This window comes from Floridaenema aerugineum BLCC-F46 (assembly GCF_041929345.1).
Lineage (GTDB): Bacteria > Cyanobacteriota > Cyanobacteriia > Cyanobacteriales > Aerosakkonemataceae > Floridanema > Floridanema aerugineum.
Window position 1 is genome coordinate 1 of sequence record NZ_JBHFNQ010000219.1, and the last position, 23,425, is coordinate 23,425.

The following is a 23,425-nucleotide window of genomic DNA, read 5'->3' on the forward strand; positions in this document are numbered from 1 at the left end:
GTCCGTTGCGGTGTCCTTGCCACAGTTCGGGTTGGCTGTTGAGTCCGTTGCGGTGTCCTTGCCACAGTTCGGGTTGGCTGTTGAGTCCGTTGCGGTGTCCTTGCCACAGTTCGGGACGGATGTTGAGTCCGTTGCGGTGTCCTTGCCACAGTTCGGGTTGGTTGTTGAGCCCGTTGCGGTGTCCTTGCCACAGTTCGGGTTGGTTGTTGAGCCCGTTGCGGTGCCTGTGCCACAGTTCGGGTTGGTTGTTGAGCCCGTTGCGGTGTCCTTGCCACAGTTCGGGACGGATGTTGAGCCCGTTGCGGTGCCTGTGCCACAGTTCGGGTTGGTTGTTGAGCCCGTTGCGGTGTCCTTGCCACAGTTCGGGTTGGTTGTTGAGTCCGTTGCGGTGTCCTTGCCACAGTTCGGGTTGGCTGTTGAGCCCGTTGCGGTGCCTGTGCCACCTGAGTAGGTTGAGTTTGGCCAGTGGTGCGTGTGGCTGGAGTTCTTACTCTTGGTTGTTGTCTAGTCCCAGTTATGCCAGGGCTAGCAGGAACACGAAGTACTGGTGCTTGGGGTATTCTGCTCGGTGTTGTGGTTGTACCACGCCCTGCTGTTTGTTGGGGAGTCGCTCTCGAGGGAATATTAACTACTGGTGGTTGTGCTTCCGGCACTCCTCCCACTGTAGGAACGTTCCTTGCTGTAGGTGCAGTAGTGGTACTAGGAATGCTAACTACTGGTGGTTGTGCTTCTGGCACTCCTCCCACTGTAGGAATAGATCTATTTGGTGATTGAGTAGGAGTTCTATTAGCAGTATTTGGGGTTGGCTGCTGTGGATTTAATTCTAAAGGTGGCAACCCAAAAGGATCTCTGTTAGCTTTATCTATTTGTGTTTGTACTTGTGTTGCCCGCTGATTTGGGTCTGTTGGTGGTATTAATTCTGCTGGTGCAGTAACAATAACATTTGGTGCTGGTTTGGGCGCAGTCGCCCCAGGCGTAGGTGTGGGTTTTTGTTTCGGATCAACCATTGGACTGGAAAATGGTTGAGTCGGTGATTGCTGCGCTGTTGGTTCAGTGGCAGGCGTGGTAGCAGCGGGTGTGGTAGCAGCGGGTGCGGTAGCAACGGGTGTGGTAGGTGAAGGAGAAGTGGCGGTTTCATTTTCTTTGCCACCGCATCCACCCATTAGAATAGCCAGTGTCCCAAATAAGGCAATAAATGATAATTGACGCATTGCCTGTCTCCCAAAAAGTTTTTTAGCCTCCACTATCAATGTCTATTTTTTCTATTGGACATTTAGTGATTGCTCAGTACTGTTATATATTAAACTGCAATTCTCAAAGTATAGCGGGACTAGTGACTACAATTTGAGTCTTTACATCTTGGTTGCAGTTAAATTTTTGTTTCAACTTCTCTGGAAAAAGAGTAATTTTGTATTTGTCTATATCTCTATGCAGGAAATCAGCAGATACACCGTGACTTGTTAAATTTATTTTATTGAAACTCCCTGCTGAGTAAATGAGCAGTAAATTAAATGAAAAAATTTTCAGTCGGAATTTTAATCGTTACTTCCTGCCATCAACTGCTTGAGGACATCCAATCCTTTTTTCACCCGCCGAGAGACAGTCACTACGCTAATGTCTAAGCGTTGTGCTACTTCTTTTTGGGTTAGGTCTTGGAAGAAAACGAATTCTAAAATTTCGCGAGTTCGTTCTTCTAATTTGACTAAAGCTTGTTGTAGGCGAATTTGATCTTCTTGGGCTAACTGAAAACTGCGGTAATGAGGATCGGGGACGAGTTCTGCTAAAGGTCGAGATCCGTCTTCGTCATCTCCTACTGGTATATCTAGACTTATGGGGGCGCGATTTTGACAAGCTAATTTAATTTCTTGCCATTCTTCTGAAGGAATTTTTAAGGCAGCTGCAACTTCTGCGTCTGTTGGTTGGCGGTGCAGTTGGCTTTGTAATTCTCTGGTGGCTGCTATTCCTTGTCTTTGCAGTGTGAGCCAGCGCCGGGGAATGCGGACTGAGGAGCCTCGATCTCTGAGGTAGTGTTGAATTTCGCCTCTAATGTAGGGGAGAGCAAAAGAGCTAAAGGCGTTGCCTTTGCAGATTTCAAATCGCTCGATCGCTCTAATTAATCCTAAGCAGCCTACCTGAAGCAAGTCTTCATAGCTTTCTGTACATTGATTGCTCCAGTAGTGCGCTTCCTTTCTTACTAAGCCGAAGTTCAGATTTACCAACTGATTACGAGTGGTGGCAGAGCCAGTTTTTCGGTATTCTTGCAGCAATTGCAAGCTATCATTTTTTAAATCGTGAGACAGATTGGTAGGCATAGCGGCGTAATGGGGGTAGGTAGGCTGTACCAGGGTTATTTTCGATTCAGTTTTATCACTTTGGCAGTCTGGTGGGCTGTGATCTGCAACAACATAAGTTATTGGGTAATGATTATGTTTTGCTGATTTGCTTAAGTAGACTGGAAATAGAACTGAACCTAACCAAAACTTTGTTAATTTATCACATTATTTGGCAGTGAGTATTACCCAACAGAAGGGTGCTGCTCTACCTGGTGCGAAGTTATATCTTTACCTTAGTCACCGACTATATACTCCAACAACCCCATATTTACGGAAGTTTTGATTTAATTGAAACAATCGATGTGGTGAGAAATTTTGATTACTTAATTTAGTAAGTGCAGTCGGACGATCGCGTTACGTATTTCTAAGTAGAAGCGGGATAATCATCAGCAAGATTTCATGGTTTTGGTTCCTGCTGGCGATTTTACCCCGCTCCCACTCTCGTTCATTGATAGCGTCTGCTGTTTTACTTTGACGATTTTAAGCTCTGTTGAGCCATTCTCTGGACTTATGCCTGGGATTCAACTCTGGCGTAAAATACGCCCCGAATTTTCACTTCTTTGGGTTCAGAGGCTCCCAAATCGGTATCCGAGGGCTGTTCGCTCTCAAATGTACCAGCAATTTCACCAGTACGGCTGTCCACTTTGGCTACTCGGAGGGAAATTTTTCCTTTGCCTGTTTCGGCGCGTTTGATGTTAGCACGGGCTAGTTCTTCCCGATCGGCTTGGGAGGGAATTGCCACCGCGCTATCATAACCAGTAGCTTCACCACGAGCTTTCGGGTCTAGGAAGGCAGCAGACCGATAGGAAGGAACCTTAAATTGGCCTTCAAAGTCGGTGGAAGTGTTGATGCTTTCCGATCCGGGCTGGGATGTTGCTACTAAGTTCTTAATGGTGAATAGGAAAGGTACTCTTTCGCCACCAGGTAACTGAACGGTAATGGCTTGGAAATCTAAGCCATCTTCTTCAATGAAGGTCAAGCTACTGTCAGAGTTAATCTTCAGTTTGCCTTGTACTTGGTCAATGCTGGAGGTGTAACGAGTCAGTAGTTTGCCGGGAACGAATTCTGCTTGTTGGCGTTTGTTAACTGGTTCTTCTTTAACAAAGAAAGTGGTGGGTTGTAAGCACAATCCCTTAATTGCGTATGACTCACCGGATTTAAGTGCGATCGATCCACGAGTTGTTTCTTCTAACTGTGGACAGTTATTAGCTAAACCAGTGCCTTTAATTTGATCGTATGTCAGTTGCTCGGTAGCTGTTGCAGGGCCGTCGCTACAAGCAGTTAGCACGCATAAGCATAATGCTAGGAGTGCAACGATAAAACCGCGATACCTCATGGTCAACCTCTGTACCTAACCTCAATCTCTACTTAAACTCAAATGTGAAAATTATTGCCACTGCCGTCAAACATCAAGCCATTTGACTTAGGCAAATGCCAGCTCTGGCTTTGATACCTTGAGTCGGGGGTAGTCGGCTTGACTATTCTCCCTCGAAAAGGAAACCTTTTGAACTGTTGCCCTGTTTTAGGCTAGATTCATTAGATCTTTTATTGGCTCGGCTAAATCTCATACAGCATTTTACAGAATAATGTGCTCACTCCCACTGTTAAATTAACTATTAATTGATCTTGGCTAGTTTGTGTTACGTGGTAGCTGGGACGAGCGGCAGAAAAAACTTTTACCAATTGTTTCTGGCTTTGAAAGATTAACCTGAATATATTACGATTGATTAAGTGATGGTTATTTTTACTAATTATGTGCTTTTAGCTTGACTAACTAGTGCGGTGTGGTAGAAATAACTATACAGTAAAAAAGCTTTGTGTTAGCTTGATTTGCCGGAAGCCTGGGAGCCTTGAATCTGTAAGGATGGCTGTCGCTCAGGGAAAAAGTAAGATCTAAAATCGGATGACATAATTGGATTGTTAGGTGACAAATGATTAAATATTGCGCTAAAACATTTTATTGATAGGAAATAAGGGAGATTGTTTACCGATGTTTAGCCCAATTCAGAAGTTAGGAATCCTAGTATTAGCGGCTTCTAGTTTGGGAATCATTACTAATATAATGAAACCCATGCCATCCTTTGGTCAAGTTGTGATCAAATTTGCGGATGGCACTTACTGTGAAGGAGCATTTCAAGGCGATCGGCTCAACGGTAAAGGGGTTTGCTCGTATAAGGATAAAGGTTCTTACAGAGGACAGTTTCGTGATGGTCAGCCGAATGGAATAGGTGTATTTATATTTAAGGAAGGCGATCGCTACCAAGGGCAATTTGTTAACGGTCAACCAAATGGTTATGGGGAATTCGTATTCAAAGATGATAACCGTTATCAAGGAGAATTTCGCAATGGTCAGCCAAATGGTAGGGGTACATTTATTTTTACGAATGGCGATCGCTACCAAGGGCAATTTCGCAATGGACAATTTCACGGTACGGGAGTATTTACTTATGCCAATGGCGATCGCTACCAAGGACGTTTCGTGACTGGTCAAATTCTTGGTGGTGGCGTATTTACCAGTAGCGACGGTACACGCTGTCAAGGAGAATTTTTTAATAATGATTTAGATGGCAGAGGAGTTTGTGTCGATAATAAAGGTAATCGTTATCGCGGTGAACTTCGTAATGCTTTACCTCACGGCAGAGGTAACATTGTGTTTGCTGATGGACGCAGTTTTTCTGGACAATTCCGCAATGGTGAACCACTTCGGTAAACTAAATTGAAGCTAGAAGGAGCCTTAGTTTTTAATTCGTAACTAGTTTAATTTGGACTTTGGTAGTTTTACGCTTATGGCTCCTTTTGGTGAAATAATTACTTTTCCTCCCTGTCTCTCTATTCTATCTATTACTTGCTTGCGAGTACGTTCGTCATTAGCATTTAACGCATTGACTAATACCATTGCCCAAGCCCCTTCTTGAGCTAATGTCAGATCGGGATCGTCGGCTAAAAATTCAGCAGTTCTTCGAGAAATAGAAGCAATATTTTGACTTTCCTCATCGGAATGTTGACTCGCCCATTCTGCTGCCGTTGCAAAGGATTTTTGTGCTCTTTTAGTGTCTCCTAAAAATAATAGCTCATCAATTCCTTTATAGCGCCAGACATAATAAGATCCAGGTTGTTTAGGAGTTAGTGATTCTAACCCTTTTTCCATTAAAGAAATAGTTTTTTCTGGTTCTCCAGCAAATAGAGAAACACTGGTAGATAAAAGTAGATATGATTGCAAAAAGTGGGGATCGCGGTCTACAATAATCTCAAAGTACTCTGGGCTTAATTCGTATCCTGTGCGATCGCGGGCGACATCATCTCCGAAATATTGGATAAAACTCAGCAATACCCAATCAGCTATTAAGTTACTAAATCCCAACGAAGGTATTTTTTGGATTAACTCAAGTCGGAGTTTTTCTGCTGCTACCTCTCTTCTCAATTCTTCGATCGGTGCAGTTTTTGATTTAGTAATTAATTGGTTCAACTGAGGTAGTTGCAGCCCTATTAACGCTAACACGCATAGAACGGCTACTAAGGAAGTTACCAGAGAAGGGCCGAATTTCATTCGAGATACACTAAACATAAACATCAATCCACTATTTGTCCGTTAACTTTGAGCAACTCTTTTCTCTGTTAAGTACTTATGTACTATTTTGCAATTAATAAATTTATTTAAATGTCTATAATAAGCTGTTACGCATTTAAAAGTCATATTGTAGGGTGCGTCAGAAGGGGATATTTTCCTTTCTAAATAAGGCTTTACCGTCTGACGCACCCTACTCGTTAATAAGTGATTTAAATGCTCCACAGCTTAGCTAATTGAAGTAAGATATAAATATTGTAACTCTTCTGATGCTCAGGAAGCAATTACAGATATCCTCTTAGTTAATTATTATCCAATTATGAAATGCAAAATTTGTCAATCAGAAAGTATTCATTTTGCTAATGCGAAAATTCTGGATAAATATAATATTGATTACTTTAAATGTCAAAATTGCGGGTTTGTCCAAACAGAAGAACCCTATTGGCTATCAGAAGCATATACCAATGCCATAGCAAGTAGTGATGTAGGCTTAGTCTTCCGCAACCTCCAGTTTTCTAAGATTACTAGCAACATCATATTTTCTATTTTCGCTCATTCTAGTAAATTCTTAGACTACGGTGGTGGTTATGGCTTGTTTGTCCGCCTGATGCGAGATGAAGGATTTGATTTTTATTGGTACGATAAATATTGTGATAATATTTTTGCTAAAGGTTTTATAGCTGAATCAGAAGAGGAGAAATACGAACTAGTAACCGCTTTTGAGGTATTTGAACATTTCAGCGATCCCTTAACAGAAATTCAAAACCTTTTCCAGTTTTCTCGAAACATATTGTTTAGTACAGAACTACTACCCGAAAATAATCCTAAGCCTGGTGAATGGTGGTATTATTCTCTACAAGATGGGCAACATATTGCTATCTATACTGTTAAATCTTTAGCTATAATTGCTGAACGATTAGGGCTAAATTTCTATTCTAATGGGTTGAATCTACATTTAATCACAGAAAAGCAGATCCCCGAAGTTTTATTTGAAAATTTATCTTATGCTCCCCCTCCAAATAATAAAAAACCTTCTTTAATTACTAAAGATTACTTGCAGGTCATTGGTAAAACTGAAGAAATTGAACAAGAATTAACGACTACAAGCCCGCTTGCGCCACAACAAGAAAAATTTAAAGTAATTATCGATGGAGTATTTTTCCAATCATTTAAAACAGGGATTGCTAGGTTGTGGAAATCTTTACTAGAAGAGTGGGTAAAAGACGGTTTTTCAGAGAATATTTTGGTACTAGATCGAGGGGGAACTGTACCCAAAATTTCGGGTGTTAATTACCGAAATATCCAACTTTACAATTATAGTATGGCAGCTTTCGATCGCGAAATATTACAAAAGATTTGTGACGAAGAAAATGCCGATCTATTTATTTCCACTTACTATACAACACCAATTTCCACGCCATCTGTATTTATGGCTTATGATATGATTCCCGAAGTTTTAGGATGGAATCTTAGTGAACCTACTTGGCAAGAAAAACATTTTGGTGTGCGTCATGGAGTGGCTTATATTACTATTTCCGAAAATACAGCCAGAGATTTAGTGAAGTTCTTTCCAGATATTTCCCCAGAGTCAATTACTGTAGCTTATTGTGGAATTGATAGCAATTTATTTCCAGCCAGTTCAGAAGAAATTAATAGTTTCAAAACTAAGTACGGAATTACGAAACCCTACTTTTTATTAGTAGGTGCAAGAAGCGGTTATAAAAACGGTATTTTGTTTTTTCAAGGATTTGACCAACTATATAATAAACATGGATTTGACATTGTTTGTTCCAGTTTCGATCCGGTATTTGAAGATGAATTTCGTGTCTACACTTCTGGTTGCACTGTCCACAAACTACAATTAAATGATCTGGAATTAAGACTTGCTTATTCTGGTGCTGTAGCTTTAGCTTTTCCCTCTCAATATGAAGGATTTGGTTTACCTGTTTTAGAGGCGCTTGCTTGTGGTTGTCCGGTGATTACTTGTCCTAATTCTTCTCTTCCAGAAGTAGCAGGAGAAGCAGCATTGTATGTAAATTATGATGATGTTGAAGGAATGGTAAATGCTTTATGTGATGTGCAGAAACCTGCAATTCGTAACTTATTAATTGAGCGTGGTTTAGCACAAGCGAAGAAATTTTCTTGGAGAAAGATGGCTGATAAAGTGCGATCGGTTTTAATCAAAACAAGTCTGCTAAACTTAAAACTAAGAGCAGTTAATCTCATAATTTTCCCAGATTGGTTGCAGTCAGAAGAATCTTTATATTTGGAGTTGGCAGAAGTTATTAAGGTTCTAGGAACTCATGAAGATAGAAACCAAATTACTCTACTAATCGATACTAGCAATATTTCGGAAAATTCGGAAATAGATGTTAATCTGTTTTTATCTAGTATTGTGATGAACTTGCTGATGGAAGAAGATGTAGATATTACTGATGGTTTGGAAATTTCACCTGTCGATCAGCTAGATTCACTGCAATGGGAAGTTTTGTTACCGCGCCTTCACTCGCGGATTAGGTTAAACAATGAAAATGAAGAGGCGATCGCACAAGCAAAGCTAGAGACTATACCATTAATTCTATTAGATAACCTTACCAATATGCGATTTATTTCGGAAGCTTAAATCAGCAGCAGTCAACTGACTAATTTTGAATATACCTCGTCCACATTTGCTGGAAAGCAGTTTCCATTTCACGAGTAAACTGTTCGGCATTCCATAGCGGCGATGTTTGCCTCGACTGTCGTAATTTTCCAGCTATTTTTTGCCGCAAAGCTGCATCTTTGCCTAACTGTACACCCCAGTCTATATATTCTTCATCTGTCCAAGCAATTCCTTCAGTTACGCCAACATTCATCATCATAGTGTAACTATTACGACTGGCAAATTGTTCGCCCACTTTTGTCACTAAAGGAATACCCATCCACAAGGTTTCTAAAGTAGTGGTTGCTCCATTATAAGGATAAGTATCTAATACGATATCAGCAATTCCTAGATTAGCTCGGTGGATTTCTTCAAAGGCGACATCTGGAAGGAATCTGAGTCGATCGCTACTTATACCTTCTGATTCTGCTATTTTAATAAAAAAGCTTTTCAGGGAATTTTGTTCAGCCGAACCTTTAATTAAAAAATAGCTATTGGGTACTTGTTTAAGGATTTTCATTTGTAACCGCACTGTATCGGGATGTCGCTTAAAACCCATTTGAGAGCTAAAGTAAATAATGGCATCTTGGGGAATTTCTAGGCGATCGCGACGTAAGGTAGGAACTCCAATTTCAAAACCATCTACAGCTAAATAAGTTTTTGGTAATCGCCAAAGAGTTTCGCTATATTCTTGTTGTGCTGTTTCCGGTAAAACATAGGGATCGACTATAAAGTAATCCACTGCTGGAATTCCCGAAGCATCCCAACCTAACCAAGTTACTTGAATTGGTGCTGGTTTAAGCGAAGTAATTTCCGAGATTACATCTAATGTGATACTATCTAAATCAACTAAAATATCTATTTCATCTTGATAAATTTGGTCAGCTACTTCTGCTGCTTCCAAACCAAATTTATAAGCTTTATTCACTTGGTTAACGTACCATTCTTGTAAGGGATCTTGGCGTTTTTGAGCATTAATTAAATAAGCATAAGTTTGAAAGCGATCGCGATCGTGATATTTAAACAACCAACGTGCGATCCAACCTACGGAATGTCTTTTTAAACAGTGGGATACATAGCCAATTTTTAAAGGTCGATCGAGATTATTTGTTTGTTGCTCCAAACTTCTTGGCGGATATTGGGAATAGCGATCGCCAGAATATGATTTAATATTAAACTGACAAATTTCCGCCACTTGATTTTGCAGCCGTCTATTATTTTTCAGGTCATCACGAAAGTATGGTAAAAAGTAAGTAGAAGAAAACAACCGAATTACTGTAGTTAAATCCAGACTTTTATCTTCCGCTGCAAATAGAGACTGCAAAAGCGATTCGTGTCTTTGAAAAACCGCAACAGCTTCAGACCAATATTCACCAGCTGCCACCATTAATCCCCGAATAATCAGATGATTAGCAAAAACTTTTTGAGCTAATTTCGGTAATAAGGAATAGCAAAATTTCGCCATTTCTATTCCTTGGAAATACTCACCTGCATCTTGATAAAAACTAGTCAACTGAATCACAACTTCTGGACTAACTGGCTCGAATTGTAAAGCCAATTCCAAAAAACGTGCTGCCAATGCCGCTTTTTGATCAGAGTAAGCTATTTTAACTGAAGTTACAATTAACAAATCAATAAAAACATAAGGTTCCTTAACATAAGGGATACAAGCAGTGGCAAATTCCAGAGACGATGGATGCAAAGGAGCCACATCTAAAACTCTTTCCAATACCTGCATTAACAGTTGGTCATCCAAATCTTGTAATTCAGAAGACTGGAAAATTTCCACAACTCCTAAAGAGTTTAATTCTTCTCCGGTAAAAGTTTCTAACTTAATTGCTAGCAAAATTAACTGTAATAAATTATTAATAGCTCCGGGATTAATTTCGCGGATATGTTGCCGAATTAACCAAGCAACTGAATTATCTGATATAGCTTCTCGCCGCTGAGCTTCTGTTTTGAGAACCTGAATTAATTGGACTGTCCACAGTTCAATTTGTTCAGGTTCTCCTTCCGCCATTACTGAGAACCAAGTCATTTGAGCTTCGGCTTCTTTTTCCTGCAAAAGTAACATTAATCCCAAATACCAATAATGGGAAATATTATCCGGTTGGGCTATTATTGCCTGTTCGTATAAGCTAGCAGCCTGAATATAATTACCTTGAAGTAATAATTGATGCGCTTGCTGCTGCCAATTACCGAGATTAGAAAAAGCCATATTAATAAAAGTAGCTCAAAAGTAAAAGCCAAGTGAGTAGCCTAGAGTTTCTACTACCCACTTGGGAAAATGTTAGTTTATTCAAGTAAACCAAATGACTACACTAGATAGGGTTCGTGTTTCCAGTACAAGTGACAGCATCCGCGCCCACTGCTCCGCTCGCAGGGGCATCAGCAGCGGTCTTAGTTTCACACACAATTGCCAAAGAGGTTTTGTCTTGGTTCTGTCCACCGATCAAACCTACTGTTCCAGAATAAGATCTCAAAGCAATAGGAACTTTGGTAGCATGAACGCTGACACCGTTTTGCGGTTCGTTTTTGATTTCGTATTTGTAGTTAGCGGTTTGAGTTTTAATACCAACGCCTAACGCACTCCAAGCAGCTGCATCACTACCAGTAACAAACTGACCATTTTCTGTGTAGTAAGCTTGTTGACCTTTGTTAATTGAACTTACATATTGCTTACCTTCTGCTTGTCTGCCTTTGTTTGCTTGGTTGAGGAAAGATGGCAACGCAATAGCAGCAAGAATACCGATAATGATGATAACTACCAACAGTTCAATTAGAGTGAAACCTTGTTCGCCAGATGCTTGTTTCTTTTGGTTAATGTGTAATAAGAATTTGGTTTTGAATGTAGTATTCATGAGAAGTTTCTCCTTCGGCTCTAGGTGGGTTTTGTTTTCTCCCTTATATATAGAACTTACCCACATCAATTCACTTTCATATCACCTGTGGGAAAATTTTTTTTGGATTAGGCTCAATCCTTTGCAGATTGAGGTTCCAGAAGAATTAAGCCAATTTCTTCTAAGGTAGTGAACATTTGTTTGAGGAGCATAGAGGCTTGGTTGGGATCGCTTGGTTGTAAGGTTATGGGGTCTAGGGGTCTTATTTGCAGCCAACGCTGTACCAGCGATTTTAAAGATTGTGGCTGGTCAAACAAAGGTAAGATGCACGCTACTACGGTGCTGTCCATTAAAAGTGTAGTTTCTTTGATAAAGGGCAGGTAGTTAGCAAGTTCAAGCATTTTGACCTTGCTAATGCAGTTAAGCATTTCTTGTTTGACTGGTGGTACTTTCAGGCTGGGGTGCAGATGTACTAAGGCTTTCTCCCAGTCTGAGTCAGTCCACTCCATTACAGGTTGGCGAGGGGTAGAGACATTAGGATGACCGCACCAAAAATCAATTAAGCGATGTATAGGATGGAGGATTTCATATAGATGTAGCTGTTCTTCTAGCGAAAGTTCTGGGAGGGTAATTCCTAGTGCAGTGGGCAAATTATTCGGATCTTGGAACAGATCTAGTAAATCCCACTTCTGCCGATGCACCATACTGATAAACTCTAAGTCAGTGTTTCTCAATGCTTCAAAGGTTTCAGGGATGGTATAGCCGCGATCGCCTTGGAGTAAGTAGTTTGCACAGAACCATTCGTCGTTATTTTCCATTTCGGGTCTCCAGGTATTGGCTTTGAGAGTTACCCCGTCTTTCAATGACTTCATGGTTTCTCTAGCCTGTTCCATCTCTAGTGGGCCAGGAGTCTCTTCCATAAATCCCAACATTTTGAATAGTTTCTGGGCGGTGAAAAACTGGCGGCGCTGATTCCGGCTATGTAGGTTGGTGCGGATAATTCCCTCTGGTTTAAGCACTGCTTTCATTGCTTTGAGTCCCGCCAGTATATCGGGCAAGAGGTACAAAGTTTCGTCGCAGTGTATGTAGTCAAATTCCATTCCCAGTTTTGGTAAATCGTAGATAGAAAGGGCATGGAATTCTACATTAGAAAACCCGTGATATTTTAAACGTTCTCTTGAGAGGTTAGCAGATTGTTCGGATAGGTCAACTCCCACAATTCTGGCACCCGGATTAGCTACTGCTAAGGCTAGGGATTTGAAACCACTACCGCAACCTGCGTCTAATATTAGCTTTCCTTCTGTCTCTACAACTTTTTGGTATCTTAGGTAGTAAGCTGTAACCATGTTATAGAGAGTCAGATATTTCATGTCGGTTGGGTATTGATCCAAGGGAATTCTTGGATAAGGGGCAGCATCAAATTGTTGGCGAATTTTTTCGATCTCAGATACTTGTTTTTCCATTGTAATTTTGGGATATTTTGAATTTTTTGGGAGTTATTAGTTATTACTTAGCTATTTAAAAAGAACTAATAACTACTGGCGCTCTCCCTTAAGTATTCCCCTTTTTTTGCTCAAAATTACAATTAGACCTCTTACTGAGATCTTGCACTCCTGAGCTCCCGCCTCCATTTTTCGTTCCCCGGTTGAACCGGGGAACGAGGACACAGGAGGTTCTACCTCCTTTGAGTGCAAGATCTGAGTCTTACTTCCCCACCTTCCTACCTGTTGAAACTTTAGTCCAAGGAAAACTTTATGCTATATTAAACGTAGTCGTTATGAGTTTAATTAAATATGGCAAACTCGAATGTAGAGAATGTGGTAATTATTGGTTCTGGGCCTGCGGGATATACAGCGGCGATTTATGCGGCGCGGGCTAATTTAAAACCGTTTGTATTTGAAGGTTTCCAAGCTGGGGGGTTGCCTGGTGGACAGCTGATGACGACGACGGAGGTGGAAAATTTTCCGGGTTTTCCTGAAGGGATTACTGGGCCACAATTAATGGATCGGATGAAGGCGCAGGCGGAACGTTGGGGCGCAGAGTTGTTCACGGAAGATGTGACTTTTGTGGATTTAAGTCAACGTCCGTTTGTGGTTCGTTCTGAGGAAAGGGAAGTTAGAACTCACAGTATTATAATTGCTACAGGCGCGACGGCGAGACGGTTAGGTTTACCTAGCGAGCACCAGTATTGGAGTCGGGGGATTTCGGCTTGTGCGATTTGTGATGGCGCGACTCCGATTTTTCACGGCGCTGAGTTGGCGGTAGTTGGTGGTGGTGATTCGGCGTTGGAAGAGGCGGTTTATTTGACTAAGTATGGTTCTCGCGTGCATTTGTTGGTGCGAAGTGAGAAGATGCGTGCTTCTAAGACGATGCAGGATCGGGCCTTGAGTAACCCAAAAATTACGGTACATTGGAATACTCTGCCTGTGGATGTGGTGGGTGAGGGCGATCGCATGACTGGGATCAAAGTCCGCAATACCCAGACTGAGGAAGAAAGCATTCTAGAGGTGAAGGGTTTGTTTTATGCGATCGGTCACACTCCCAACACTTCTTTATTTAAGGGACAATTAGAACTTGATGATGTGGGTTACATTGCCACTAAGCATGGTTCGGTAGAAACTAGTGTGGAAGGCGTGTTTGCTGCGGGTGATGTGCAGGATCACGAGTTTCGCCAAGCGATCACGGCTGCTGGTACTGGTTGTATGGCGGCGATGTTGGCAGAAAGATGGCTTTCAGCTAATAGTTTAATTCAGGAATTCCACAAAACACCTGATGCGGAAAAGGCGGATAGTCCTGATGAAGTGAAGGAAAGCAAAGAGGTTTTAGCGGCTGAGTTTAGTATTGATGATACTCGCCATGAGGGTGGTTATGCGTTGCGGAAGTTGTTCCACGATAGCGATCGCTTGTTGGTAGTTAAGTACGTTTCTCCTCATTGTGGCCCTTGTCATACTTTGAAGCCAATTCTTAATAAAGTGGTGGATGAGTTTGAGGGTAAAATTCACTTCATTGAAGTGGATATTGAGAAAGATCCAGAAATTGCGGAAAATGCTGGAGTGACAGGAACTCCGACGATTCAGTTTTTCAAGAATAAGGAGTTGTTGACGGAACTCAAGGGTGTTAAGCCAAAAAGTCAATATCGTGAGTTAATTGAAAGTTATCTCTAAAAGTTTTTGATTTGCTACAGACGCTTTATCCCCCCAAAACCCCCGTGGTAAGGGGGGAACAAGACTCTGTTTTAACTCAGATCTTGCACCTAGAGGCAGAGCCTCAATTTTTCGTTCCCTGGTTGAACCTGGGAAGGAGGATCTGGGACAATAGTGCTCGGTTAAGCAAATTTGTGGTCTGTAGGGGCGAAGCAAACGGAGCAGAAAATCTAGGGTTTAAGTCATAAATTGTCGCCCGAATGCTTCGCCCCTACCCAAAACCCGAGCAGTATTGGGATCTGGGAGGTTCTACCTCCTTTGAGTGCAAGATCTGAGTTTAAGTCTCTCTGGGGGAGGGGAATCTCCGATTTATGGGATTCTTTTTTCGATTTAATATTATGGTAGGGAATGGTCAGATCTAAGTAAAGAAATTAATTTATAAAAATGATGGATTTGGCACAACAAGCGGCGGAGTTTTTAGTTCAAGATGAGTACGATCGGGCGATCGCTCTCTACGAGGAATGTATCGCTGCCGATCCTAGTGTTTTGTTTAATTATTGGATGTTGGGATTGAGTTTGCTTTTACAAGGAAGAGAAGAGGAGGCGCAAGCTTGTTGGTTTTCCGGGATGGTAGCTGGAGATTCCGCAGAGATGGAAGCGGGAACAAGGGAGTTAATTGAAATCTTAGAAATTGAGGGAATTAAATGTTTAGAAGCTGGGAAGTTTAAGCAAGCAGAAAGAATTTATTTACAGATTATTGAACAAGTACCCGATCGTGCTATTGCTTATAAAAATTTAGGTAATGCTGCATTGAATCAAGGGAAGTTGGAGGAGGCGATCGCCTATTACCAACAAGGGATTGAATTAGAACCAAATGAGGCGATAAGTTATTATCATTTGGCGATCGCTTTTCATCAGCTGGATAAGTTAGAAGAAGCGATCGCTTGTTATCAACAGTTTCTTAATTTTAATACTAACGATCCGATAGTTTGGAACAATTTGGGTAATGCTTTGCAGAGACAGGGTAAATTTGCGGAAGCGATCGATTGTTACCAAAAATCACTTTCTTTAGATGGTAACAATGCTTTAACTTATAATAATTTGGGAACTGCTTTTAATAGTCAAGGCAATTTAGCCGCAGCACTTGCTTGTTTTGAACAAGGTTTAATTTTAGAGCCAAATAATGCGGAATCTCATTACAATCTAGCTACATTTTATCAGGAACAACGTCTGTACGAAAAAGCATTAGCCTGTTGCGATCGGGCTATTGAAATAGATCCAAATTATGCAGATGCTTACTGGACTCGTTCATTAATTTTGCTCAGATTAGCAGATTATAAACGCGGTTTTATTGAATACGAATGGCGTTGGCGACGAAAGGAAAACAAATCACGTACTTTATCAAAACCTATTTGGGATGGCGCAAGTTTAGCAGGTAAAACTATTTTACTGCAAGCGGAACAGGGCATGGGAGATTTGATTCAATTTATCCGCTATGTACCTTTATTGGTAAAGCTTGGAGGTTGTGTAGTAGTTGAATGTCACCCGCCACTTGTCAGGTTATTAAAAAGTGTTGCAGATATAGAAAAGGTAGTAGCTATAGGCGAAAAGTTGCCGGAATTTGATGTTTATATTCCCTTTCTCAGTTTACCGAGAGTTTTTGGCACAACTTTAGAAACAATCCCCGCAGAAACTCCCTATTTAAAGCCTTTGGAATCGAGGAGTTTAAAACTGGAAACACCCCTGGATAATTGTCTAAAAGTTGGGTTAGTCTGGGCGGGTAATCCTGAACATTTAAGCGATCGGCAAAGATCCACTTCGTTGCACAATTTTTTACCACTATTTAACCTGAAAAATATTACTTTTTACAGTTTACAAAAAGGTGCAAAATCAGCAGAGATTAGCGAAATTGATTGTCCGGCAAACTTGTTAGATTTAAACAGTAAAATTCATGATTTCGCTGATACTTCGGCGGTGATATCGCAACTGGATTTAGTCATCACTGTAGACACCTCTGTTGCCCATTTAGCTGGTGCATTGGGTAAGCCAGTATGGGTGCTTTTATGTTACAATGCCGACTGGCGATGGATGACTGAGCGAGAGGATAGCCCTTGGTATCCAACTATGCGTTTATTCCGTCAAGATCGATCGGGAGATTGGCAAGAATTAATCGAAAGGTTGGCCCGATCTTTGCAAGAATTAGCATCAAGTAACCAATGCTAAAGCTACTAAGTGATTTGTAGGGTGCGTCAGACACCACAATGCCTGGTAAATCGCAAGAATTCTCTGATTCTGACGCACCCTACGGAATATAACTAGCAACTTGCGTTAAGTAATAGTCTTATTTTATAACTTCTAAAACCATTTCAATTTGCTCTATCAAATTATTGTAATAGGTGCTTTCTGACAGTAAAAATCCGACATCAACCTCTGATTCTGGATGGAGAGTGAACCAATGAGAACTGGGTGTATAATAAGTTTCAATTACCTCAAAATCAACATTTAAATAAAGTCCAAGAGGAGAATTGGCAGCTTTTTCTTCTATCCATTTTCTATTTAATCTTTGGGAAAAAAGTGATAACCCCATAGGAGTTACTACACGCACATGAGTAGGGTCATCAAAAAAGAAATCGTGACGATGATGAGGTACAACAATCCTAATTTTTGCTCCTGGTTGACAGATGCGATACATTTCTTTAATGATATTCAAATATATTTTGCTATCTTGCCCTAAATGTTCCAAAACATGAATTAGCAGGATTTCAATTACTGAATTATCTTTCCAAGGCCAAGGAAAAGTTTCTAAGTCGTGTTTGACATCGGGATTACCGTATTTATCTACGTTGATATAACCCTCAAAGTGTCTTTCACCACAACCTAAATTCAGCCGTAAGTCAGTCATACTTGTAGTTTCCATTGATTTTTCTAAGTTATGCCTGCGAAATTTAAAATGTTTAAAAGTTGGTTGGGATTGACGAAAATATCCTCGATTCTAGCGTTGGGATATAGAAGTTTATGTAGATAAAATCCTTCGGGATTTTCACCTAATAAATAGTAATATTCGAGAGCGATCGCATTGCTAACTAGCCAGTAACAAGGATACACATAATTAGGTGAAAAAATTTCTATCACTTTTGTTCCAGGTTGGCAGAAGACAATGTTAGTTAGTCCGCCGCCGTGAGGAGCTATTACTACTTTAGCATTAGTTAACAATGCTGCTTGTTCAATTACAGACATTGATTCTAAAACGATACTTTGAAACCCAAACTTTTTCAATAAGTCAATAATCTCATCTTCGTTAATAATTCTCCGATTGGCTGTGGATTTGCGACTAATATAAAGGCGTTCTATTTTTTCGGCTTTGGCAATAGCTGGTTGTTGCAAAAATTGAGTTCTGAGAAAATCACAAACCCATTGGGGCATCCAGGCTATAGTACTAGGAAAGGATGGTATTACTAATTTAGTTGCTTGGATATGAGGATATTTATGAGTTTGGAGGATTTTTGTTTCGGGAATTCCTAATAGGTTCAGGGTTTCTTTCTGAAAAGGAAGATGGCTACTAACTAAAAATTTTTCTATTTCCGCGATTTCTATATTACTACGATGCAGTAATTCGATGCGGGGGATAATATCAAACATCCAATGAAAATATGTATCATTTAACAGTCCGGCTAAAATTGCTATGGTTCCATTTAGCTTTTCAATAGGTGGTAATTTACTTAAGGAAAAAATTGAATGTTTGCTAGGATGATTATCTGGATGTCCGGGACTTAAAACTGGAAATTCTGGGGAAATATCGCCTAATAGTTGATTGTCTGAGGTGATGACGGCGCTTTTATCTTGGGCTTGATTTAACCAGAAATGTCCATTTGGTACGATCGCCACAAAGCTAGCTGGTAATTCAATTTTATTGCCAAATCTAAAACTAAAATGTATATTTTCATCTGGGGTAAGAGGGGGAGTTAAATCAATTGTATTTTGGGGATAAATCGGGAAGTAATTAGTATTTTCTAAACTTTGACTAGTAGCCCAATATAAGGTTGTTTCAGAAAAAGTTAGGGGTGTTTCTACTGGCAACAATTCTTGAAAATATTGAGCTTTTTGATTCAGCAAACCTTGCCGAGACAAATCGAGGGTTAAATCATAAATTGATTGAGCCATATCTGGCTTAATTTGCATGACTTTTTGGAAACAGGCAAGTGCTTTTTCGGGCTGATTTTGTTGAGCTAGAGTAATTCCTAAATTCCAGTAAGTTTGGCTAGATTCTGGCTGAAGTTCTAGGCTTTTATGGAAGTTGGCGATCGCTTCATTCACCTGACCGATATTTGATAATGCACAACCCAAATAAAAATAAGTTTCGGGATTTTCTGGGTTGATTTCTAATGCTTGATTGTAAATTGCGATCGCTGCTAATAAATCACCTTTTTTAGCTAGAGCTATTCCTAAATTTAGATAAATTCTATCTTGGGAGGGTGCTAGATTGATGGCTTTTTGATAGTTGGCGATCGCACTTTCCAATTCTCCTATCTCTGCCAAGACTTTTCCCATTTGCAAGTAAATTTCTGATGAGTCAGTTTTCAGTTCAGATGCTTTCTGGTAAAGGGCAAATGCTACAGGTAAATTTTTAGATCTACCTAGTATCTTTCCTAAATAAAAATAGGTTTCCAAACTATTCCCTTGCAGATGTAAAGCTTTTAATAAGCAAGCATTAACATCAATATTTTCGCTGGATTTTTCCTGTTGATTTAGAATTTCTTGCCAATGATAGTAGGATTGAGCTAAATTTGGATTTAGTTGAATAGCTTGAGTAAAGAAGAAAATGGCTTGTTCAAGTTGGTTTTGCCGCAATAAAAGATATCCTAAATCGCTGTACGCAGGGGTATAATCTGGTTTAATTTCTATTGCTGTTTGGAAACAGGCGATCGCGTCATCGAAGCTACCTATTTGAGAAAAACATAATCCTAAATCATAAGCTGTTTGATAATCTGGTTGAAGCTCTAAGACTTTTAAGTAATTGGCGATCGCATCAGGAAAATTCTCTAACTTTTGCCACACACTTGCCTGATTTTTATAAGCATCAACTAAATCAGGTTGAAGTTCTATTGACTGTTGCCAACATTCCATTGCTCGCTCAAAATTTCCCTGCTGGGCTAAGGCATTTCCCAAATTATAATAAGCTTCAGTTTGAGTGGCATCTAATTCTAAAATTTCCCAGGAAATTTTTTCTGCTAATTGCAGTTTTCGCGAGTCAAGAAATTCTTTAGCTTTTGTTGTTAAAATCTCCAGCAATTCTACTATTAAGTTATCCATTTCTTCTGGCGTTTCCGTCATTACTGATAGCCAGATTGCTTGTGCTTCTGATTCTTCTCCTTGTAACAACCAAGCAAGTCCAAGATACCAATAGTTAGAAGTTAAAGCTGGATTCGCCTGAATACATTGCTCGTAGAGTGCGATCGCTCGATCGTACTCCCCTTGATTCAAATATTCAGTCGCTTGTTGTGCGATTTTAGTAATATCCATTACTCAGTAGATTCTTAATGAATTTATATATTTGGCAAACTCAAACATTATTGAGCAAAAGCAAACATATCTGACAGTTATAATAAAACTAATTTACCCAACTTGGCTAAGTCGAAGCCCCAAATTTTAACCAGAAGCTTTAAACAAAGGGGAAATTTCTATGGATATCTTATTTATTACTGCGGCTGATGCTAAATACTTCGATCTAGTTCAAGGAACAATTCTGTCGATTCGGCAGAAACCAGAGGGTAAAAATGCTAACATTGGATTTTTTGATTTGGGATGCACGCCAGAGCAAGTTCAGTGGTTAGAAAAGCAGGTAAATTTAATTGAGCGTCCAAATTGGGAGTTTGATTTTCCGGGGAAAAATGAAGCACCAGAACATTTTAAAGGACTGTTAGCACGTCCTTTTTTGCGCCGCTACTTTCCTAATTTTGAAGTCTATTTTTGGATTGATGCTGATGCTTGGGTACAAGATTGGCAAGCGGTGGATTTATTAATTAAAGGTGCGAAGAAACAGAAATTAGCAATTGTTCCCGAAATCGATCGCAGTAGTCATATCCAGTACGGGGGTTTAACGGAATACTGGTGGCAATGGATTTACCGTCGATATGAAGAAACTTTTGGCGAGGAAGTTGCTAAGAAATTCTATAGTTATCCTTTATTAAATGCTGGGGTTTTTGCGCTACATAAAGATGCTCCTCATTGGGAAGTTTGGGCACAATGTTTGCAACAAGGACTACAGCAATCTGTGTCACTAATGACGGATCAATTTGCTCTTAATTTAGCTGTTTATAACTATGGATTATTTGAACAAACTGAATTACTTCCGGCTTGGTGTAACTGGACTTGTCACTCGGCTGCACCTGCTTGGGATGAAGAAAAATCTTTTTTAGTAGAGCCTTATTTGCCGCATACAGCGATCGGAATTTTGCATCTAACTAATGAAAAATATGAATGGGTAGAGTTAGTAACCACTGAGCAAAATTTAGTGGAACTGAGCCTGCGCTATCCTAATAAATCACTGCTTACCGAAAATTCAACTATTAAGATTAAAGAAAAAATGCTAGAAAATGAACAAGCAAATAATTTTGACTCTTTACCTGTTGGGGATTACGTTTCTCCAGGGTGCGAAATAGTCCTTCCTGATGATTGTTTTCCTAATATGATTATCGGGGATAGAGATAAGTGTAATTGGCTTTATTTGAGACGAGAAATTGCCCATAATTGGTATGTAGATAAACGCTATGCAACTGTCGGATTTGTGACTCGTGATGAAGGGCATATACTTTATAATACAGCCCTTAAATTTAAAGGTAAAAAAGCTTTAGAAATTGGCTGTTGGTTAGGTTGGTCAGCCTGTCATTTAGCTTTGGCAGGAGTTACATTAGATATCATAGATCCTATATTAATGAATTCGGAAATATATGAAAGTGTAGTTAGCTCACTTACAGCTGCGAAAGTTATTGATTCGGTTAAACTAATTAAAGGTTTTAGTCCTCTGGCGGTAGAGGAATTAGTTAATCAGTCGCCAAGGAAATGGTCGTTAATTTTTATCGATGGAGATCATGAAACTCCTGCACCTTTGCTAGATGCGATCGTCTGCGAACAATTTGCCGAATCAGACGCAATAATTTTGTTTCACGATTTAACTTCCCCTGATGTAACTCAAGGTTTAGATTACCTCAAACAAAGGGGATGGAACACCATGATTTATCAAACAATGCAAATTATGGGAGTAGCATGGCGCGGAAATGTTGAACCTTTTATTCATTATCCCGACCCCAATATAGAATGGAATTTACCATTACATTTGCAGCAATATCCTGTTAGCGGTATCGACACCAAAGGGAAAGAATTCCATAAAGATTTAGCGGCAATTGAATCAATTAATTTAGTAGAAAATCGGCCACTAGATATTAGTTTTAATTTTCCTGAATTTGATAGTAAAGAAGTAGTTGAAAGTTTGCAGAAAGGAAAAGCAAGTTTTATTGCGGGAAATTTAGATGAAGCTTTGCCAGAATTTACTAAAGCAGTTCAATTAAATCCTCTTTCTTGGATGGGTAACAAATACCTGAGTTTAATTCATTGGCAAAAAGGAGATTTAGAAACCAGCCTAAAACATTATTTAGTAGCAACTCAATCAAGTAATTTGCCAAGTAGTTATAGCAGTAATGATGAATTTTTAAAACTTATTGCAGCCGTTCGTTCCTATACAATGCTGAGTCAAGCGCGATTATTTTCTCTTTATAACTTAGCAAAACAAATTTGTTTAGATGATATCCCAGGCAATTTCGTAGAGTGCGGAACTTGGCGTGGTGGAACAGCAGCGATGTTAGCTTTTGTCATCAAAAAATATAGTTTACGTCCGCGAATTTTATATGTATTTGATACTTTTGCTGGAATGCCCGATCCTACTGAGGCGGATCAACATGATGGCATACCTGCAAATGATACTGGTTTAGGTTCTGGTACTTTAAAAGCTTCCATAGTTGATGGTTTAGATGCTGTTTGTAAATCTTTAGATGTGAGAGATATTGTTGTTCCCGTACAGGGGTTATTTTCTGATACTTTGCCGCAATATAAATCAGAAATAGGTGATATTGCTTTGCTGCACGCTGATGGGGATTGGTATCAATCAACAATGGATATATTTAATAATTTGTTCGATCGCGTTGTCGATGATGGAATTATTCAAATCGATGATTATGGTTTTTGGGAAGGATGTAGAAAAGCGATTCATGAAATTGAACGCGCTAAAAGGATGACTTTTTCTCTCAGGGCAATTGACGATACTGGTGTATGGTTTCGCAAAGAAAATACAATTGAGTATGATGCTTGGCGTGGTGTATGGTTTTTAGCAGAAACAGCAGAAAAAATGGGTGATGTAATGTTAGCCCAAAAAGCGGCACGCACTACTTTAAAATTAGTACCAAGGTTGCTAGCAGCAGAAAAAATGCTGTCTCGTTTGCACCAACCTTCTGTCAAAGAAGAACTAAATTTGCGAAAATTAAATTTTATTTTATTCCCAGATTGGAGTCAACCGGAAGAGTTATTGTTGCCAGAAATAAAAAGCATAATGAGAGGTATTTTAACTCATCCAGAAAGAGAGCAGATAACTCTCTTAATTGTAACTGACGATCGCCACCAAGAATCAGCAGAAATGACTATTTCCGGCACAGTAATGGAGATTTTATACGAAGACGATTTAGATATTTCTCAGCAACCGGAAATTACTTTTGTTGGTCAATTAAGTAAAGCAGAATGGTCAACGCTGCGTCAGCAAATTAACAGTAAAATAACCATGAATAGGGAAAATAGTCAAGCAATTGCGGAAGCAGGAATGACAGATTTACCTGTTTGGGAGTATGATTTAGTTTAAG

The 23,425-nt window shown here is 39.8% G+C and carries 13 protein-coding genes and 1 pseudogene; 5 read left to right on the plus strand and 9 right to left on the minus strand.

The features are described 5' to 3' along the window. The 3 genes and pseudogenes from ACE1CC_RS30565 to psbO form a co-directional block, all read right to left on the minus strand. Nucleotides 1-1,211 (minus strand): annotated as a pseudogene (locus ACE1CC_RS30565) (hypothetical protein); the annotation flags it as partial. Nucleotides 1,212-1,535: 324 nt separating this feature from the next. Beyond that, complete coding sequence (locus ACE1CC_RS30570; protein ID WP_413274204.1) at nucleotides 1,536-2,312, minus strand: RNA polymerase sigma factor SigF; 777 nt, start codon at nucleotides 2,310-2,312, stop codon at nucleotides 1,536-1,538. Between the two features lie 529 nt (nucleotides 2,313-2,841). Next, complete coding sequence (psbO, locus tag ACE1CC_RS30575; protein WP_413274205.1) at nucleotides 2,842-3,669, minus strand: photosystem II manganese-stabilizing polypeptide; 828 nt, start codon at nucleotides 3,667-3,669, stop codon at nucleotides 2,842-2,844. Between the two features lie 654 nt (nucleotides 3,670-4,323). Between psbO and ACE1CC_RS30580 the strand changes: the two genes are divergently transcribed. After that, nucleotides 4,324-5,043 (plus strand): MORN repeat-containing protein, encoded by a 720-nt coding sequence (locus ACE1CC_RS30580; RefSeq protein WP_413274206.1) that lies wholly within the window; start codon nucleotides 4,324-4,326, stop codon nucleotides 5,041-5,043. A gap of 42 nt (nucleotides 5,044-5,085) precedes the next feature. Here the strand turns inward: ACE1CC_RS30580 and ACE1CC_RS30585 are convergent, their stop codons facing one another. Then, nucleotides 5,086-5,898, minus strand: a complete 813-nt coding sequence (locus ACE1CC_RS30585; RefSeq protein ID WP_413274207.1) for a hypothetical protein — start codon at nucleotides 5,896-5,898, stop codon at nucleotides 5,086-5,088. 319 nt (nucleotides 5,899-6,217) lie between these two features. Between ACE1CC_RS30585 and ACE1CC_RS30590 the strand changes: the two genes are divergently transcribed. Further along, nucleotides 6,218-8,521 carry a methyltransferase domain-containing protein gene (locus ACE1CC_RS30590; protein ID WP_413274208.1) on the plus strand — a complete coding sequence of 768 codons (2,304 nt, stop codon included), beginning with the start codon at nucleotides 6,218-6,220 and terminating at the stop codon, nucleotides 8,519-8,521. Between the two features lie 19 nt (nucleotides 8,522-8,540). Here ACE1CC_RS30590 and ACE1CC_RS30595 read toward each other — a convergent pair whose 3' ends face one another. From ACE1CC_RS30595 to ACE1CC_RS30605, 3 genes are all read right to left on the minus strand, one after another. Next, nucleotides 8,541-10,757 (minus strand): O-linked N-acetylglucosamine transferase, SPINDLY family protein, encoded by a 2,217-nt coding sequence (locus tag ACE1CC_RS30595; RefSeq protein ID WP_413274209.1) that lies wholly within the window; start codon nucleotides 10,755-10,757, stop codon nucleotides 8,541-8,543. Nucleotides 10,758-10,860: 103 nt separating this feature from the next. Next, entirely contained in the window at nucleotides 10,861-11,400 is a 540-nt protein-coding gene (locus tag ACE1CC_RS30600; RefSeq protein WP_413274210.1) for a type IV pilin-like G/H family protein, read from the minus strand. A 113-nt stretch (nucleotides 11,401-11,513) separates the two neighbouring features. Beyond that, complete coding sequence (locus ACE1CC_RS30605) at nucleotides 11,514-12,842, minus strand: class I SAM-dependent methyltransferase (protein ID WP_413274211.1); 1,329 nt, start codon at nucleotides 12,840-12,842, stop codon at nucleotides 11,514-11,516. A gap of 330 nt (nucleotides 12,843-13,172) precedes the next feature. Here ACE1CC_RS30605 and trxB point away from each other — a divergent pair, with 330 nt between their 5' ends. Both trxB and ACE1CC_RS30615 read left to right on the plus strand, forming a co-directional pair. Further along, the gene (trxB, locus tag ACE1CC_RS30610; protein ID WP_413274212.1) at nucleotides 13,173-14,543 is read left to right on the plus strand and encodes a thioredoxin-disulfide reductase; all 1,371 of its coding nucleotides are present in this window, start codon (nucleotides 13,173-13,175) and stop codon (nucleotides 14,541-14,543) included. Nucleotides 14,544-14,966: 423 nt separating this feature from the next. Beyond that, on the plus strand, nucleotides 14,967-16,745 hold the full coding sequence (locus tag ACE1CC_RS30615) for a tetratricopeptide repeat protein (protein ID WP_413274213.1): 1,779 nt from the start codon (nucleotides 14,967-14,969) through the stop codon (nucleotides 16,743-16,745). 118 nt (nucleotides 16,746-16,863) lie between these two features. Here ACE1CC_RS30615 and ACE1CC_RS30620 read toward each other — a convergent pair whose 3' ends face one another. Together ACE1CC_RS30620 and ACE1CC_RS30625 are read right to left on the minus strand one after the other, a co-directional pair. Then, complete coding sequence (locus ACE1CC_RS30620; RefSeq protein ID WP_413274214.1) at nucleotides 16,864-17,439, minus strand: class I SAM-dependent methyltransferase; 576 nt, start codon at nucleotides 17,437-17,439, stop codon at nucleotides 16,864-16,866. Between the two features lie 8 nt (nucleotides 17,440-17,447). Further along, a complete protein-coding gene (locus tag ACE1CC_RS30625; protein ID WP_413274215.1) occupies nucleotides 17,448-20,042 on the minus strand; it encodes a tetratricopeptide repeat protein in 2,595 nt (864 codons plus the stop codon). 160 nt (nucleotides 20,043-20,202) lie between these two features. Between ACE1CC_RS30625 and ACE1CC_RS30630 the strand changes: the two genes are divergently transcribed. Then, entirely contained in the window at nucleotides 20,203-23,424 is a 3,222-nt protein-coding gene (locus ACE1CC_RS30630) for a TylF/MycF/NovP-related O-methyltransferase (protein WP_413274216.1), read from the plus strand. The last annotated feature ends 1 nt before the right edge of the window (nucleotide 23,425 follow it).

Bases quoted from the DNA above. Each gene is read 5' to 3' on its own strand.
- ACE1CC_RS30625 (WP_413274215.1), bottom strand. From the start codon at position 20,042: ATGGATATTACTAAAATCGCACAACAAGCGACTGAATATTTGAATCAA.
- psbO (WP_413274205.1), bottom strand. From the start codon at position 3,669: ATGAGGTATCGCGGTTTTATCGTTGCACTCCTAGCATTATGCTTATGC.
- ACE1CC_RS30595 (WP_413274209.1), bottom strand. From the start codon at position 10,757: ATGGCTTTTTCTAATCTCGGTAATTGGCAGCAGCAAGCGCATCAATTA.
- ACE1CC_RS30600 (WP_413274210.1), bottom strand. From the start codon at position 11,400: ATGAATACTACATTCAAAACCAAATTCTTATTACACATTAACCAAAAG.
- ACE1CC_RS30615 (WP_413274213.1), top strand. From the start codon at position 14,967: ATGATGGATTTGGCACAACAAGCGGCGGAGTTTTTAGTTCAAGATGAG.
- ACE1CC_RS30590 (WP_413274208.1), top strand. From the start codon at position 6,218: ATGAAATGCAAAATTTGTCAATCAGAAAGTATTCATTTTGCTAATGCG.
- trxB (WP_413274212.1), top strand. From the start codon at position 13,173: ATGGCAAACTCGAATGTAGAGAATGTGGTAATTATTGGTTCTGGGCCT.
- ACE1CC_RS30570 (WP_413274204.1), bottom strand. From the start codon at position 2,312: ATGCCTACCAATCTGTCTCACGATTTAAAAAATGATAGCTTGCAATTG.
- ACE1CC_RS30630 (WP_413274216.1), top strand. From the start codon at position 20,203: ATGGATATCTTATTTATTACTGCGGCTGATGCTAAATACTTCGATCTA.
- ACE1CC_RS30580 (WP_413274206.1), top strand. From the start codon at position 4,324: ATGTTTAGCCCAATTCAGAAGTTAGGAATCCTAGTATTAGCGGCTTCT.
- ACE1CC_RS30585 (WP_413274207.1), bottom strand. From the start codon at position 5,898: ATGTTTAGTGTATCTCGAATGAAATTCGGCCCTTCTCTGGTAACTTCC.
- ACE1CC_RS30620 (WP_413274214.1), bottom strand. From the start codon at position 17,439: ATGGAAACTACAAGTATGACTGACTTACGGCTGAATTTAGGTTGTGGT.
- ACE1CC_RS30605 (WP_413274211.1), bottom strand. From the start codon at position 12,842: ATGGAAAAACAAGTATCTGAGATCGAAAAAATTCGCCAACAATTTGAT.